This window comes from Bacterioplanoides sp. SCSIO 12839 (genome assembly GCF_024397975.1).
In the GTDB taxonomy this organism is placed as follows: domain Bacteria; phylum Pseudomonadota; class Gammaproteobacteria; order Pseudomonadales; family Oceanobacteraceae; genus Bacterioplanoides.
In genome coordinates this window covers 407921-422500 of the sequence record NZ_CP073745.1, presented here as the reverse complement: position 1 = coordinate 422500, position 14580 = coordinate 407921, and the positions used below count along the sequence as shown (strand labels likewise).

Here is a 14580-nt window from a genome sequence, read left to right as displayed (position 1 = left end):
GGTGATCCACTTGAGGATTCACATTGGCATAAAAGCCATATTCATTCGGAGCCAGTTCTGCCCAAGTGGTTTTTGGCATCTCTTCAACGAAGCGGATTTTCACGATCGATTTGATGCTTTTGAAACCGTATTTCCAGGGCACAACCAAACGGAAAGGCGCACCGTTCTGATTCGGCAACACTTCACCATACAAGCCGACGGCCATCAGAGTCAGCGGATTCATCGCCTCATCCATGCGCAGACCTTCTACATACGGCCAGTCTATGGTTGAGAACACAGAACGCTGACCCGGCATTTGTTTCGGGTCGTGCAAAGTGGTGAATTCGACGTATTTAGCAGAAGACAGGGGTTTAAAGCGCTTCAGTAAAGATGACAGTTCAAAGCCAATCCATGGAATGACCATAGACCACGCTTCCACACAGCGCAGGCGATAAATACGTTCTTCCAGATCTACCTGACTGAGAATATCTTCCAGTGTGAATGTGCCTTTAACCTCACACTCACCATCAATTTCAACACTCCAGGGGTCCGCTTTAAACTTGGATGCGTAACGATATGGGTCTTCTTTGCCGGTGCCAAACTCGTAGAAGTTGTTGTACTGCGTTACGTTGGAATACGGCGTCAGGGTTTCGTCCCGCCCCCAGGCCGTCTCCTTCGCAGCAGCGACCTGCCCTGTCAGCCACTCAGGGCCACGATTTTTATTGCGGGAAGCGTCGTGTGTTTGAATTGCCTGAGTTGGCAATGACACAGCGGCCAGACCAACAGCGGCACTCTGACCAAGAAACTGTCGGCGATTCAGATAACTACTATGAGAAGTGATTTCCGAAGATAAAGCGTCGGATTTTTTTGTGCGCTTGATGATCATGCAATAACCCTGTCTAACAGCAATGCGGCCAGATCAGCCACTAACATACCAAGGTTAGACAGGTTATCGCTAAAAGATTCAGTGCGCCTGTTATTTATTTTTCAGGCGGGTCCAGCCTTCATAAACAGGACCTGAAAGAGCATAAGCCATAAAAGCACCCAGCAGAATCTTAGCCGGGTCAATTGAGACCACAACAAACACCATCACCACGGCCAACATGGCCACAAACGGTACCTTGCCTTTCAGATCCAGCCCTTTGAAGCTGTGGTAACGGAAGTTGCTGACCATCAATAAACCCGCCCCCGGCACAATCAGGGCCATCAGCCAAGCCATATCCGATCCGGCAACTCCGGTTTCACTGAATGCCCAAACTGTGCCTGCAACAATCGCCGCGGCAGCTGGGCTGGCCAAGCCAGTAAAGAAGTTCTTATCGGCAACCGCCAGCTGGGTATTAAAACGCGCCAAACGTAATGCAGCGCCAGCTACATATATAAAAGCGGCCACCCAGCCAATTTTGCCCAGACTTTGCATTGACCAACTGAAGGCGACCAACGCAGGGGCAACACCAAAGGAGACCATATCTGCCAAACTATCGTATTCAGCACCAAAGTCGCTCTGGGTATTGGTTAAACGCGCTACGCGACCATCCAGACCATCGAGAATCATGGCAATAAAAATGGCGATTGCCGCATTCTCAAAGTGACCGTTCATACTGGCAACAACCGCATAAAAGCCAGAGAACAATGCGCCTGTGGTAAACAGGTTCGGCAACAAATAAATGCCTTTTCGGCCTGGCCACTTAGCAGGCTTATCAACACCTTCCGGCTGATTGTCTTGGGAAGTCTCAGTCAAAGGAACAACCTTATTATCTTCTTGGTTCATTCTTAACTCATTACAAAATATCGCATTAACACTTCATTATGAGGTATTACAGTGCGGCTGTCTTCCACAATGCTTGCAACAGAGGTTCCTGCATGCGCTGAGTTTTAGCACATAGCCCCACAGCAAATGGCTCGAGTTCTGGCTGTATCGCTAAAACCCTCACCCGCGCCGCCATCGGGCTGTTCTTTAATACCAGCTCGGGCACCACGCCAACTCCGGCACCTAACGCCACCATACTAACAATCGCTTCATGGCCGGAAACCTGAGCATAGATGTTGGGCGTAATATCGCGCGCAGCAAACCAGTGGTTCACACGGGTTCGGGCCAAACCGGTTTCGGATAGCACCATAGGAACCGCCGACCAATCGACTTCGGCCTGGTTTAATTGAGATATCGTGGTAGCGTTTTTCGGCGCAATAAACAGAAGCGGTGAAGGCATAATGGTTTTAAACGTCAATTCCTCACTGAGTTGCTCGGGCCGTGCAGCGACCACGATATCAGCCTCTCCGTTTTCAACCTTCAGAATCGACTCCGCCGCGTCACCCGTGTGAATATGCAGGTCAACCAGCGGGTAACGCTCACGGAAACGCGCCAGCAAATCAGCCAGGAAGCTATAGCTGGCGGTTACCGAACAGAATAATGTCAGTGATCCTTGCAGGTCGCTCACCTCTCCCGATACCGAGTTCCGCAACTGCTGCCAATCAGAGAGCGTGCTTTCAGCATGACGCTTAAACAACTCACCAGCATTGGTTAACGACAGCGGTGAAGTTTCACGCACTAATAAAGTGGCGCCCACTTCTTCTTCCATACGTGCCAAGCGACGACTCAGCGTTGACGGGCTCATATGTAGTTCTTCGCTGGCTTTGCCTAAATGAAGGTGGGAGCACAGGCTAAGAAAGGATTGAAGGTCTTTGTAGTTCATCTGAAGAATGAAGTGGAAGTGATAACAGTTTCTCCTATGTTGGCATATAAAAGCTTACTTTTATATGATCTATAAGAGAGAAAATATTCATACTCTATTTGGTTAGGGAGAACCATCGACATGTTAAAAATTTTTACACACCACCCTTCACGTGATGACAGTAAACTTCAAGGCATCGTCCAATTTAGTCGGCTATCAGGGCTTAAGTCAGGCCTGGAAAAACTTGGAGTACCATTTCTATATCAACCACCGTTAGATTTTATGCCTGAAGGAAATGTCTTGGTAATTTCAGATCACATGGTACTTAGAGAGATATATAAAAGGAAAAAGCAAAATAACACTTTTAACCTTCTCGCTGGCCCCATTCTTGAAATTGAAGACACTCATAGCATGGGAGCTAAAGACTTGATCACAGGACCAGATATAGAAAATCCGTTATCAACCTTAGACAAACTGGACACTCTATTCAGCAGAAAAGAAGTTGATGGCGTGCTTACGGCAGGATCATGGGCCAGAGAAGGATGGCGCTTTGCAGCACCAGAGATTGGAATGAAAACATTTGAATGGTTTGCTGGCGTTGATACAGACTTCTGGGACGGCAAAACAGCCCCAAAGCCTAAACGCGCTTTGCTATACGCCAAAACCAATCCAGGCATTGTTAAAAATGCACATCAGGCTTTGCGCTCCTTAGGAATTGACGTCACCCTGGTAGAATATGGACACTACAATAAGGAAACGTACAAAAAAGTACTTGCTTCCGTTGATTTTGCAGTATTCGTTTCAGAAAAAGAAACCCAAGGTATTGCCCTGGCTGAAGCATGGGCAATGAACGTACCAACATTTTGCTGGGACCCATTCCACTCATTTATGAATGGTGCCGCGTTACTTCCAACCTCATCATGTCCTTATATCACGAAGCAAACCGGCAACAGATGGAGGAATATTGAAGACCTTAAAAATCTACTCTACATCTATAAGCGAGATTATTATTCACCAAGGAGTTGGGTTCTAGAAAACATGAGCGACACTGTCAGTGCACAAAGACTATTGGATATATTCAATATCGTTAATGCTAAGAAAAGTGGATTAATAAAAAACTATGTAAGATAGTCTAAAATGCCCATATTAAAAATAACGTATGGGCATTCAATTAGCCAAACTCTAATCTTAGAAGATCAAACTTAGCCTATCAAACGCATCCTCATTTCATCATATTTCTTCTTGATATAGGGGCCTTCTGGCCTTCTTTCATGAGCACACTTCATTAACTGATAAGCACTCTTCAAATCTTCGCTTTCAATTTCAACAGAAACATCTCTCATATAATTGGTAAGTTCTTCAGACTTCAGCCTCACAGATATTTGAATTGCCTGATCATACTCTCCGATTTCGATAAGTGACCTGATGGAGTCGAGCGTAACAGGAGAATAAAAGCTGTTAGTAAAATTTTCACAAATAAAATTAAATATATTTTCACCTGAAAAATCAGCTATTTCATTCTTACAGCTGACATCAATTTTACGAAGAAGCACACCAGCTAAGTTTGTATCCGATAAGGACGCAAACTCTCGCGGAACATTTAATGAAGACTCTGTCACCCCCTCTAAATCATTACAGCAGTCAATATAAGTATTACCATCAATAAAAAAGCTTTCCCTTAATTCATTGAATGAATTAAATTCATTAAAACCTTTGATAATCCTTTTAGACTGATTTGACATGGACATTTTTGATAAAGAATCAGACCAAGTAGCAACCCCTAACAGCTCCCAACCAATAAATTCATCACTGATTTTAGTCTTGGAAGATACCTTCAAAAGACTTTCCTTAAATTTAGAGTTATTTTTAACGAATAGCCCCTCACCTCCAATCAGTAAATGTTCTACTGGAACATATTGATATCTCCAATCAGAAGGTTGTTTTTTTAATATACTGGGGAAGTCAATTCGGTTAAGTTGAATGATATTTCCCCAAAGGTTTAACATGAGCTGTCTATTCGGATGAAGATCATCATGCTGAACAGGAAAGTCATCTCGATATTTGGTCACCAGGCTCTGCATGTCAAAATGCTTAAAACCATACTTTTGACAATTATCAATATGACGCTGGTTGATTTGCTCCACATTTCTAAACGTAGGAGCGGGCTCGGTTGCTAATATTAAAACCAAGACCCTTGATGCATACTGGGACAACACTTCATAATAAGCATCGATCTGCAATAATGTATGCTCCAATGACAGACCACCGTGATTGTGTGCATGAATATCATTGGCATTCGACTCCGAAACAACGAAGTCATAGTCTTCAAATACCTCTCCATACTTCACAACCTGACATAAATTTTGTAATGACGTAGTGGCACCGAGTGCCAATTCCAATACATTATTTGATTTCTGTAAGGACTCAAATCCTTCTTTAAGAGCCTGAGTTTGTAAGTCTTCATCTTTTAAAACAGAATTACTTCCGCCGAGAAGTACGATATCAGCCATAAATGATTCCCTTTAGCAGCACCTGACATAACTATACATAACCCGCCTAGAAGTAACGAGCAAACATCCTTTCCAGCAGTCAATGCAAAATATGCAACACCTTCTAGCAAATATAGCATTTTACGCAACACCCTTCTTCTTCTATTATTCGCACCGATTTGATTTTGTTCATCGGAAAGCATCCGGTGGATTCACTCTACTAATTGGAGAACCTGTCATGGGTGAGAACTATTTCAACACGCTGAACCTGCGTGAACAGCTGGACCAACTGGGTCGTTGTCGTTTCATGGACCGTGAAGAATTCGCAAACGGTTGTGAAGCTTTAAAAGGTAAAAAAGTAGTTATCGTTGGTTGTGGTGCTCAGGGCCTGAACCAGGGTATGAACATGCGCGATTCTGGTCTGGACGTTTCTTACGCTCTGCGCCAGGCAGCGATCGATGAAAAGCGTCAGTCTTTCCTGAACGCTTCTGAAAACGGTTTCACCGTTGGTACTTACGAAGAGCTGATCCCAACTGCAGATCTGGTTTGTAACCTGACGCCAGACAAGCAGCACACCAGCGTTGTAGAAGCAGTAATGCCTCTGATGAAGCAAGGTGCCACTCTGGGTTACTCCCACGGTTTCAACATTGTTGAAGAAGGCATGCAGATCCGTGAAGACTTAACCGTAATCATGGTTGCTCCTAAGTGCCCAGGTTCTGAAGTACGTGAAGAATACAAGCGTGGCTTCGGTGTACCAACGTTGATGGCTGTTCACCCAGAGAACGATCCTGAAGGTAAAGGTCACGACCAAGCGAAAGCATGGGCTTCTGCCACTGGCGGCGACCGCGCTGGCGTTCTGGAATCTTCTTTCGTTGCTGAAGTTAAGTCTGACCTGATGGGTGAGCAAACGATCCTGTGTGGCATGCTGCAAACCGGCGCCATCCTGGGCTTCGAAAAAATGGTTGAAGACGGTATCGACGAAGGCTACGCAGCCAAGCTGATCCAATACGGTTGGGAAACTGTTACTGAAGCACTGAAGTACGGCGGCATCACCAACATGATGGATCGTCTGTCTAACCCAGCTAAGCTGGTTGCTTTCGACATGGCTGAAGAGCTGAAAGAGCTGATGCGTCCATTGTTCCGTAAGCACCAGGACGACATCATGACGGGTCACTTCTCCAAGACCATGATGGAAGACTGGGCAGCTGGCGATGCTAACCTGCTGAAATGGCGTGAAGAAACTGCAGAAACCGGCTTCGAAAAAGCACCGGCTTCTGACGTTGAAATCGATGAGCAAGAATACTTCGATCACGGCGTAATGCTGGTAGCTATGGTGAAAGCGGGCGTAGAGCTGGCATTCGAAACCATGGTTGAGTCTGGCATCGTTGAAGAGTCTGCTTACTACGAGTCTCTGCACGAAACTCCACTGATTGCTAACACCATCGCTCGTAAGAAACTGTACGAGATGAACGTTGTTATCTCTGACACTGCAGAATACGGCTGCTACCTGTTCGCTCACGCGGCAGTGCCTCTGCTGCGCGAGAAGTTCATGCCACACATCTCGACTGATGTCATCGGTAAAGGCCTGGACCTGAAGTCTAACTCTGTCGACAACGCTCGCCTGATCGAAGTTAACGATCTGGTTCGTAACCACCCGGTTGAGTGGGTTGGTCAGGAGCTGCGTGGCTACATGACTGATATGAAGCGTATCGTAGAAGCTTCTAAGTAAGCTGTCTACATCGCCTTGTCTCAGCTTTTTCAATAACGCTGATTGAGCGTTTTCAGTAAGAAGTTGAGACAAATAAAAATCCCCGCCAGATCTTATCTGGCGGGGATTTTTTGTCCGAGATAATGAATTATCCCGACCAACACTTCCTCTCTGTTACGGTCGTGGTCGTAAGTCAGAAGAAGTGATTCCCACTCAGTCACGCAGTGATATAAGTGTGAATACGATACCAATGGTCATCAGCCTTCCGCCCAAACCGGGAATGGATCTTCCAGTGTTTGCCAAAATTCCGCGCCTTTTAATAACTCGTCTTCAGTCAGCAAGCAGGCATCCAATTGCGCGCACGTGGTTTCAGCGTTAAGGTTTTGGCCAATAAACACCAGCTCCTGGCGCATATCACCAAATGGCTCGACCCATTTTTCCCGAATAAATTGCAGATACTCTTCGTCATCTGGCCAGCGTTCTTCTGGTACCGCTTTCCAGAACATGCCACCAAAGCCATGATGAGCAATGCCGCCGGCCTGATTCCATTGGCCAGCAAACTGTGGCCGGGTTGCTAACCAGAAAAAACCCTTGGAACGAATGAGCTTGCCATCTGGCCAATCCTGATGGAGGAATTCAAAAAACTTTTTAGGATGAAACGGTCGGCGTGCTTCATAGGTAAAACTGCCAATACCATACTCCTCAGTTTCGGGAACGTGTTCGCCACGCATTTCTTTTAACCAGCCCGGCGCTTGTTGCGCTTTTTCAAAACTGAAGGAATGGGTTGCCAGAATTTTTTTAGTATCGATACGGCTGAATTCTGCGGTAATCTGCTCGGCCTCAGGATTCAGCGATGCCAGGATGCTCTGCAACTCTTCCAGATCTTGTGCCGAAATCCGATCGGTTTTATTGATGATCAGCTTGTCGCAAAACTCGACCTGATCCACCAGCAAATCGGCCACACTGCGTTCATCCTCTTCACCCAGCGACTCACCCGTGTCTTGCAGCATCTTCGCTTCACGAAAGTCTCGTAAAAAATTAAACGCATCCACCACAGTCACTAAGGTATCTAAACGGGCAATATCCGCCAGGCTGGTGCCGTGTTCATCGGCAAAGGTAAAGGTTTCGGCCACGGGTAAGGGTTCTGAAATACCGGTGGATTCAATCACCAGATAATCAAAACACTGGTCTTTGGCCAAACGGCTGACCTCTTCTAACAGGTCTTCACGCAGGGTGCAGCAAATACAGCCATTGCTCATTTCAACCAGTTTTTCTTCGGTACGGCTAAAGGAAATTTCATTTTTAACCTGTGCCGCATCGATATTAATTTCACTCATATCATTCACAATCACGGCGACTTTCAGATCATCGCGGTTATGAAGAATATGATTCAGTAACGTGGTTTTTCCAGCGCCCAGAAAGCCAGACAACAATGTGACCGGCAGGCGTTCATCTGATGACATATTATTCTCTTCAAGCTGAGTTATCTCATTATTATTGTTATATTATAACATCCACTTGAAAATCATGAAATGTGTTGATCTGCATCAGCGAAAGTCCCTCCGGTGCGACATCCTGTCACATCCTTTCCAGCAACAAGTTTTTTAACCTGCCGGGCAATATAAATTCTTAGGAATATGATGATGTTGCGCTTTTCTGTTCTGGGTACCGCCGTGTTTTCTGCCAGCCTGATTCAGGCTCAAAACGCTACCGAGCTCACACCCGAACTCACTCCTGTCGTCGTGACGGCACCACAAACTGAGCAAGTGCTGACCGTAACAACCGACCCCAAAGCGCCGCGCCAACCCATTCCCGCTCACGATGGGGCTGACCTGCTGAAAAACATCCCTGGCTTTAGTGTCATCCGTAAAGGCGGAACCGATGGTGATCCGGTCTTCCGGGGTATGGCGGCATCCCGCCTGGGTATCCTGTTAGATGGGGATCAGGTATTAGGGGGATGCGGCATGCGCATGGACCCACCCACAGCGTATGTTTATCCGGAAACCTATGATGAAGTGGTTGTATTAAAAGGCCCTCAATCGGTTCAGCATGCTGGCGCAGGCTCGGCCGGAACTGTGTTATTTAAGCGCGAGCGCCCTGAATTTCATCAGCCTGATACCAGAGGCTATGCCAGTCTCTTATTGGGTAACGCCGACCGTAACGATCAGGTTGGCAGTATTATCAGTGGTAACCAGAGTGGCTACCTGCGCCTCAATGGCAGTCGCTCAGATGCTAACAATTATCGGGATGGCAACGGTGATGAAGTCCACTCAGCTTATAACCGCTGGAATGTTGATGCCACACTCGGCTGGACACCAACCATGGATACTGACCTTGAATTATCAACCTCACGCAGTGATGGCGAGGCACGCTATGGTGATCGTGGAATGGACGGCGTTAAGTTCGAACGCGAGCAGCACAGCCTGAACTATCGGGTGCGAGATATTTCGTCATTAGTCAGTGAAATTGAAGCCAGGGTTTACCAGGGCTACGTTGATCATGTGATGGATAACTTTTCATTACGACCAAACAACGGCATGAAAATGCTGAACAATCCGGATCGAGAAGTAACCGGTGCCAAGCTGCAATCAACCTTAACGCCCACAGCCGACATCGAGCTCAACATCGGGGCAGACTGGCAAAGTGATGAGCATTCGATTCGCCGCGGTGTCGATTATAAAAATCAGCCACGCAATAAAGACCTGAGCGCCCGTAATTATGGCCTGTATGCAGAATGGCATCAGAAATTCGAGCAAGACGCTTTTCATGCAGGCTTACGAATGAATAAAGACCAGGCAAAAGATGAGCGCGCTGGCCGGACCACATCCGGCGATACAGAATACAACACCCTGACTAATGCATTTGTTCGTTACGAACAAGCCATCAACAACAACCCAAACACTAATCACCGCTGGTATATCGGTGTTGGTCATGCGGAACGTGCTCCGGACTACTGGGAGCGTATGAAAAACCCGGCGGCAACCTCCATGATGATGCGTGGCAGCGACAGTACCTTTGACATTAAACCAGAGCGCACGACCCAACTGGATGTTGGCTCAATTTATCAATCCGAACATATTCAGGCATCGGTATCAGCATTCTACGCGCAGCACGACGACTATATTCTGATTGAAACCCTGAACCGTTTTGCCAGCAACGCCAGAAATATCCAAGCCACAACCTGGGGAACCGAAGCTGACCTGAGTTATTCATTCCTCCAAAACTGGAGCAGCAATACCACCCTGGCCTGGGTACATGGAGAAAATGACAGCGATAAACAAGCACTGGGGCAAATGCCGCCATTAGAAGGCCGCTTGGGGCTAACTTATGAAGGCAGCCACTGGAGCACGGGAGGCATCTTGCGCTTAGTGCAGGATCAAAACCGGGTTGCACCGGGTCAGGGCAATATCGTAGGGCAGGATTTAGGGAAAACGCCCGGGTTTGCAGTATTTTCGGTTAATGCCGCTTACCAGCCGTGGCCAGATCTGACGCTGAGCAGTGGTATTGATAACCTGTTCGACCGCACCTATGCCGAACATATTTCCCGCAATGGCGCCAACATCAGTGGTTACGAAACCACGACCCGAATTAATGAACCCGGCCGTACTTTTTGGTTAAAAGCGCAGTGGCGATTTAATTAAACACCCGTCAATCAACACTAAAAATGCCGCCTTTCTGCTAAGAAAGACGGCATTCCGATTAGCCCAAACAGCGGGCTTAGCTGCTAAAGATAAACCCACTCATGATTTACTCATGATCGTGACCGTCTTCATCATGGTCGTGTTCCGCAGCAGCGATACCCACCCAGGCAGCCTGGGCTGGTTTAAAGTTCAGCTCGATACGTTGTTCCACTTCACCATCTTCCAGGTGAACAACAACCATTTCATTCGCTTCACTATTCACGATATAAGCAAAGTCAGACGATGGCGACGAAGTAATGCTGACACGCGGTTGACGCAAACCACCATGCCCCTGAACCGGCGCAGGCATGGTATCAATCACCTTAACACTCGCCATGGTTTCAAACGCGTGTTCTTCTTCCTCTTCATGAGCGGCTTCGTCTTCACCCTCGTGCTCATGTTCATGCTCTCCGGCACCAGATAAGATATGCAGCGTACCGGTACGATCCAGCACTAATAAGAATTCACCTGTGGCAGCCATATGCGCATTATTCTTTTCCGCATCGCTGTCACCATTCCAGTCCACCAGCTCCATGCTCATATCTTCCAGGTCAATCGCGAACAGGTTATCGCCTGCCCAGCCAGCTATAAAGTGTGACTCACCATAACCAGAGAAAGAACCAATACGGCTGTCACCTACTTCGGCAACGTTATCGATTTTGGTCGCCGTGAAAGCGTGGTTCTCACCTTCAGCAACCACCAGTATGCCATCGCTACAGCCAAACACCGTACCTTCTTCCGTGGTGAAGCTGCCGTGCAAACTCGGACATTCCGCATCAAACACTTCGTCCGATTCAAAACCGTCACCCTCGTGGAAATGGAACAATTCCACTTTTTCTGGCAATGACGATGTCGAATCCCCTTTGTTCGAAACTAAAATATGTTCACCCAGTGGCTCTGCCGTACCATGATGAGACGTTGCCAGCTCAAACGCATTCACATTACCTGCCGCCAGCATCTCATCACTGAATTCAACGACCTTCGATACCACGCCTGCGGTACCATCGAAGAAAATAGCACCGTGACCATCGTGGGTTTCATAATGCGTTGGGTTAGCACCGGCAACAGAAAACGACATCAGGCTTGGGTCTTGTTCATAAGGGTGTAAATGATCACCGTGATCTTCCTGGTACTGACCACCGTCAATCACCTGAACCAAACCATCATCCTGACGCTGAATCGCAAGACCATAGCGGTAGCCGGGAGAAGCATAAACCGCACTGGCTTTATTGGTCAGCGAGAAGGTATCCATCACAGAATTATTCTCTAAATTAATCACGCTGGCAGCGGCGTTATCAGCATCCGAAATCACCAGACGACCAGAATCACTGACATCAAAACAGCTTTCATCATGACATTCCGAGTTGTTATTACTGCTGCTATCGCTGCCACAACCGGTTAAAACCAGCGACGTTAACAGTGCTGGTAAGGCGTAATATTTCATATTCATCATCTTTCCTTAAAAATTAAGCGACGTTGTTAAACTGATGTTTCGCCCGGGTAATGGCGCAAATTCTTTTAAATAAGAAACGTGATTCTGCCCCGGTGCATCAAACAAATTGTTCACCTGCAATCCCAACAGCAATTCATAGCGGGAATTCAGCAGCGTGTTGTAATTCATGCGGACATTAAAATGTTGATAAGCAGCCGCCGGTGTTTCCTGAGACGCGACTTTGTTTTGTGCCATCACCCAGCGGTTTTCCACTTCGGCCTGCCACTGATTGTGCTGCCAGGCCAACTGTAATAACGCCGTTGCCGGCGGGGTGCGTGGCAGGTTTTTATTGCCATCAACCGCTTCAGTTAACTGTGCAGAGACATAATCGCTTTGTACCAGTACCTGAAAGCTGTCAGTAAGGGCGTATTCAACACTGGCCTCACCACCATAAAACTCAGCATCAGCCTGCTCATAGCGATACACCGCATCATCCGGGTGGTAAGGATTTTCCAGCGCTTTTAAATCGTTATAGATGTAGTCTTCAAACGCGTAACGATAAACCGCAACCCGGGTTAACCAACGTTGCGTGGTAAGAATCCAGTTCAGGTCAAGGGTGTAAGCGGTTTCTTCAACCAGGTCAGGGTTATCGAGTTGATAAGAAAACGTCGCGTGATGGTCACCATTCCAGAACATTTCCTGTGCATCCGGCGCTCGCTGAGCACGCGCGACACTGATTGCCCAACGTTGTGAGGAAGAAATATTCCAGGTTGCTGCTGCCGATAACGTCAGCGGCGCAAAGTTCACGTCATCGTAATAACCTTCATGCTGGCGCCAGCTGGGATCGACCGTTTTTTCATCCAGAGAGATGGTGCGAAAATCCATCCGTGCGCCCAGTTCGATATTACCGTTACCCCATTGTTCATGTTGCCAATGGGTCTTTTCGATAAAGTAATAACCGAGATCCAGCGTTTCCGCTTCGGGCATGGGCGTATTGTGGGCAAACGGAAAGTCATTTCTTAATAAACTGCCACGGCCACCATTCCAGGGACGATCACTGTAATCGGGTATCTCAGAGCAGCCATCGTGATCATGACAAAGCTTCATGGTTTGCCAGCGCACATTAACGCCCAGCTGGCCTTGCCAACCGAACAGCTCCTGATGACGCAGACGGCTGTTGTACTCCCAGGTTTCCTGATCAAACAGGCCTTCAACGGTGGGTCGGGTCAGCTCGTCGTGTTCATAATCATTAAACGACAGTTCGTTATCCCAGCTGGCAACACCGGAAAACGGCGATAGCCAGGAGGACTTAAGGTCATAACGGATTTGCTCTGGACGAACGCGGGTTTGTTCATCCTCTTCATTCGGAACGGCGTAGTCATATTCACTGTGAAAAATGCTGAAACCGATAAACCCTTTGGTTTCATCCGTACGACTCAGACCTAAGCTGAGCCCTTTGCCATCCGTGTCACTGTTGTTCACCGTTTCTGAGTCAGCGGCCTGGTAATCGTCAGAGGATTTATCAAAACCACCGATGTGCCAGGCGTAACGGCCATTACCACCGTTCAGTTCGGCACTGAGTTCTCGCCCTGAGTCATTGCTGCTGGCTCTGGCGGTCACATGGCCTTCGAGCTCGGTGCGGGGCTGACGGGCAATTTTGTTATCCAGCACATTCACCACACCACCAATGGCGCCGCCACCAAACATCAAAGTCGCAGGCCCCTGAATCACCTCAACCTGATGCGCATTGGCGGCTTCCGCCATCGGGGCATGATCCGAACTCATCGCCGACAAGTCGGCGGTATCGTGACCATTCACCATCATTTTCACCCGGCTGCCGCTCATACCTCGTAACACCGGACGACCAACCCCAGGGCCAAATGAGGCATTACTGATGCCGGGTTGCTGTTCCAACAACGTGCCCAGAGAAGCACCCGGATTTTGCGCTAAGTCCTGTTCATCAAGAACCAAAACCGGCTGTGCCACATCCGCCAGCGATGAATCATCTCCAGAGCTGACAACAACAGTATCAAGTTCGATTGAATACGCAGGAAGCGCCACAGAGGCGACCAGTGATATCACAGACAGACCAGCAATACGACGATATAACATAACAACCCTTATTGGAAAAATAACCCGAGGGTGAGAAATCGGGGGATCGGTATTCTAAAGGAATACGTTATATTATAACAATACACTTCCTGACAAGTTGTTATCGATAAAAAACTCAAATTGCTCAGCCTGTCTGACTGAAAATTTTTCTCCGCACTGTTGCGAAATAGTTATCTACAACTTAAATCACGGCTTACCAGCAAGATAATCACATTTTTATCCACAGCTGAATTTGCCTTTTGCTCATCTTTCACCATTTTTAATGAGTGATTTCAGGTGATTGATTTTGTTGAAAAAAATAACGCAAAGCAGTTGTAAAACCAGAGCGGGTATGAGTTGCTGGCGAATATGACAGAACGGTTAAATTTTCATCAATTTAACAAAAGGAGCCAAGTAATGCGGGCTAGCGACAACTACCCCAAAGTTATCCAAACTTTTATCCACAGAAAGCGTGGAAAACTATCGATTTCAACAGGTGTCGCTTTTGCTGTATCTCCAGCCACTCCGATTA

General features: G+C 47.3%; 10 protein-coding genes (1 of these 10 running past the window's edge). 3 read left to right on the top strand and 7 right to left on the bottom strand.

Annotated features, from left to right (window positions below; genetic code table 11):
* The 3 genes from msrP to ilvY all read right to left on the bottom strand — a co-directional run.
* A protein-coding gene (gene msrP / locus KFF03_RS02030) for a protein-methionine-sulfoxide reductase catalytic subunit MsrP (protein WP_255858613.1) crosses the window boundary here: on the bottom strand, window positions 1–865 show its 5' portion. Its footprint begins 140 nt before the window's first position; only the first 865 of its 1005 coding nucleotides appear in the window; its start codon is at window positions 863–865; its stop codon lies off the left edge, out of view.
* A 90-nt stretch (window positions 866–955) separates the two neighbouring features.
* Window positions 956–1747, bottom strand: a complete 792-nt coding sequence (gene pssA, locus KFF03_RS02025; protein ID WP_255858612.1) for a CDP-diacylglycerol--serine O-phosphatidyltransferase — start codon at window positions 1745–1747, stop codon at window positions 956–958.
* Between the two features lie 46 nt (window positions 1748–1793).
* Window positions 1794–2669, bottom strand: coding sequence for an HTH-type transcriptional activator IlvY (ilvY, locus tag KFF03_RS02020; RefSeq protein WP_255858611.1), 876 nt, complete (start codon window positions 2667–2669; stop codon window positions 1794–1796).
* A gap of 120 nt (window positions 2670–2789) precedes the next feature.
* On the opposite strand from ilvY, the gene KFF03_RS02015 reads away from it, so the two are divergent.
* Window positions 2790–3779 carry a hypothetical protein gene (locus tag KFF03_RS02015; protein ID WP_255858610.1) on the top strand — a complete coding sequence of 330 codons (990 nt, stop codon included), beginning with the start codon at window positions 2790–2792 and terminating at the stop codon, window positions 3777–3779.
* 71 nt (window positions 3780–3850) lie between these two features.
* On the opposite strand, the gene KFF03_RS02010 is transcribed toward KFF03_RS02015, so the two are convergent.
* Entirely contained in the window at window positions 3851–5158 is a 1308-nt protein-coding gene (locus tag KFF03_RS02010) for a hypothetical protein (RefSeq protein WP_255858609.1), read from the bottom strand.
* Window positions 5159–5375: 217 nt separating this feature from the next.
* Between KFF03_RS02010 and ilvC the strand changes: the two genes are divergently transcribed.
* Window positions 5376–6866 carry a ketol-acid reductoisomerase gene (gene ilvC / locus KFF03_RS02005; RefSeq protein ID WP_255858608.1) on the top strand — a complete coding sequence of 497 codons (1491 nt, stop codon included), beginning with the start codon at window positions 5376–5378 and terminating at the stop codon, window positions 6864–6866.
* Between the two features lie 236 nt (window positions 6867–7102).
* Here the strand turns inward: ilvC and zigA are convergent, their stop codons facing one another.
* Window positions 7103–8308, bottom strand: coding sequence for a zinc metallochaperone GTPase ZigA (gene zigA / locus KFF03_RS02000; protein ID WP_255858607.1), 1206 nt, complete (start codon window positions 8306–8308; stop codon window positions 7103–7105).
* Between the two features lie 174 nt (window positions 8309–8482).
* Between zigA and KFF03_RS01995 the strand changes: the two genes are divergently transcribed.
* On the top strand, window positions 8483–10486 hold the full coding sequence (locus KFF03_RS01995) for a TonB-dependent copper receptor (RefSeq protein WP_255858606.1): 2004 nt from the start codon (window positions 8483–8485) through the stop codon (window positions 10484–10486).
* A 106-nt stretch (window positions 10487–10592) separates the two neighbouring features.
* Here the strand turns inward: KFF03_RS01995 and KFF03_RS01990 are convergent, their stop codons facing one another.
* Both KFF03_RS01990 and KFF03_RS01985 read right to left on the bottom strand, forming a co-directional pair.
* Window positions 10593–11969 carry a hypothetical protein gene (locus KFF03_RS01990; RefSeq protein ID WP_255858605.1) on the bottom strand — a complete coding sequence of 459 codons (1377 nt, stop codon included), beginning with the start codon at window positions 11967–11969 and terminating at the stop codon, window positions 10593–10595.
* Window positions 11970–11984: 15 nt separating this feature from the next.
* Window positions 11985–14069, bottom strand: coding sequence for a TonB-dependent receptor (locus tag KFF03_RS01985; protein ID WP_255858604.1), 2085 nt, complete (start codon window positions 14067–14069; stop codon window positions 11985–11987).
* Window positions 14070–14580 lie beyond the last annotated feature (511 nt).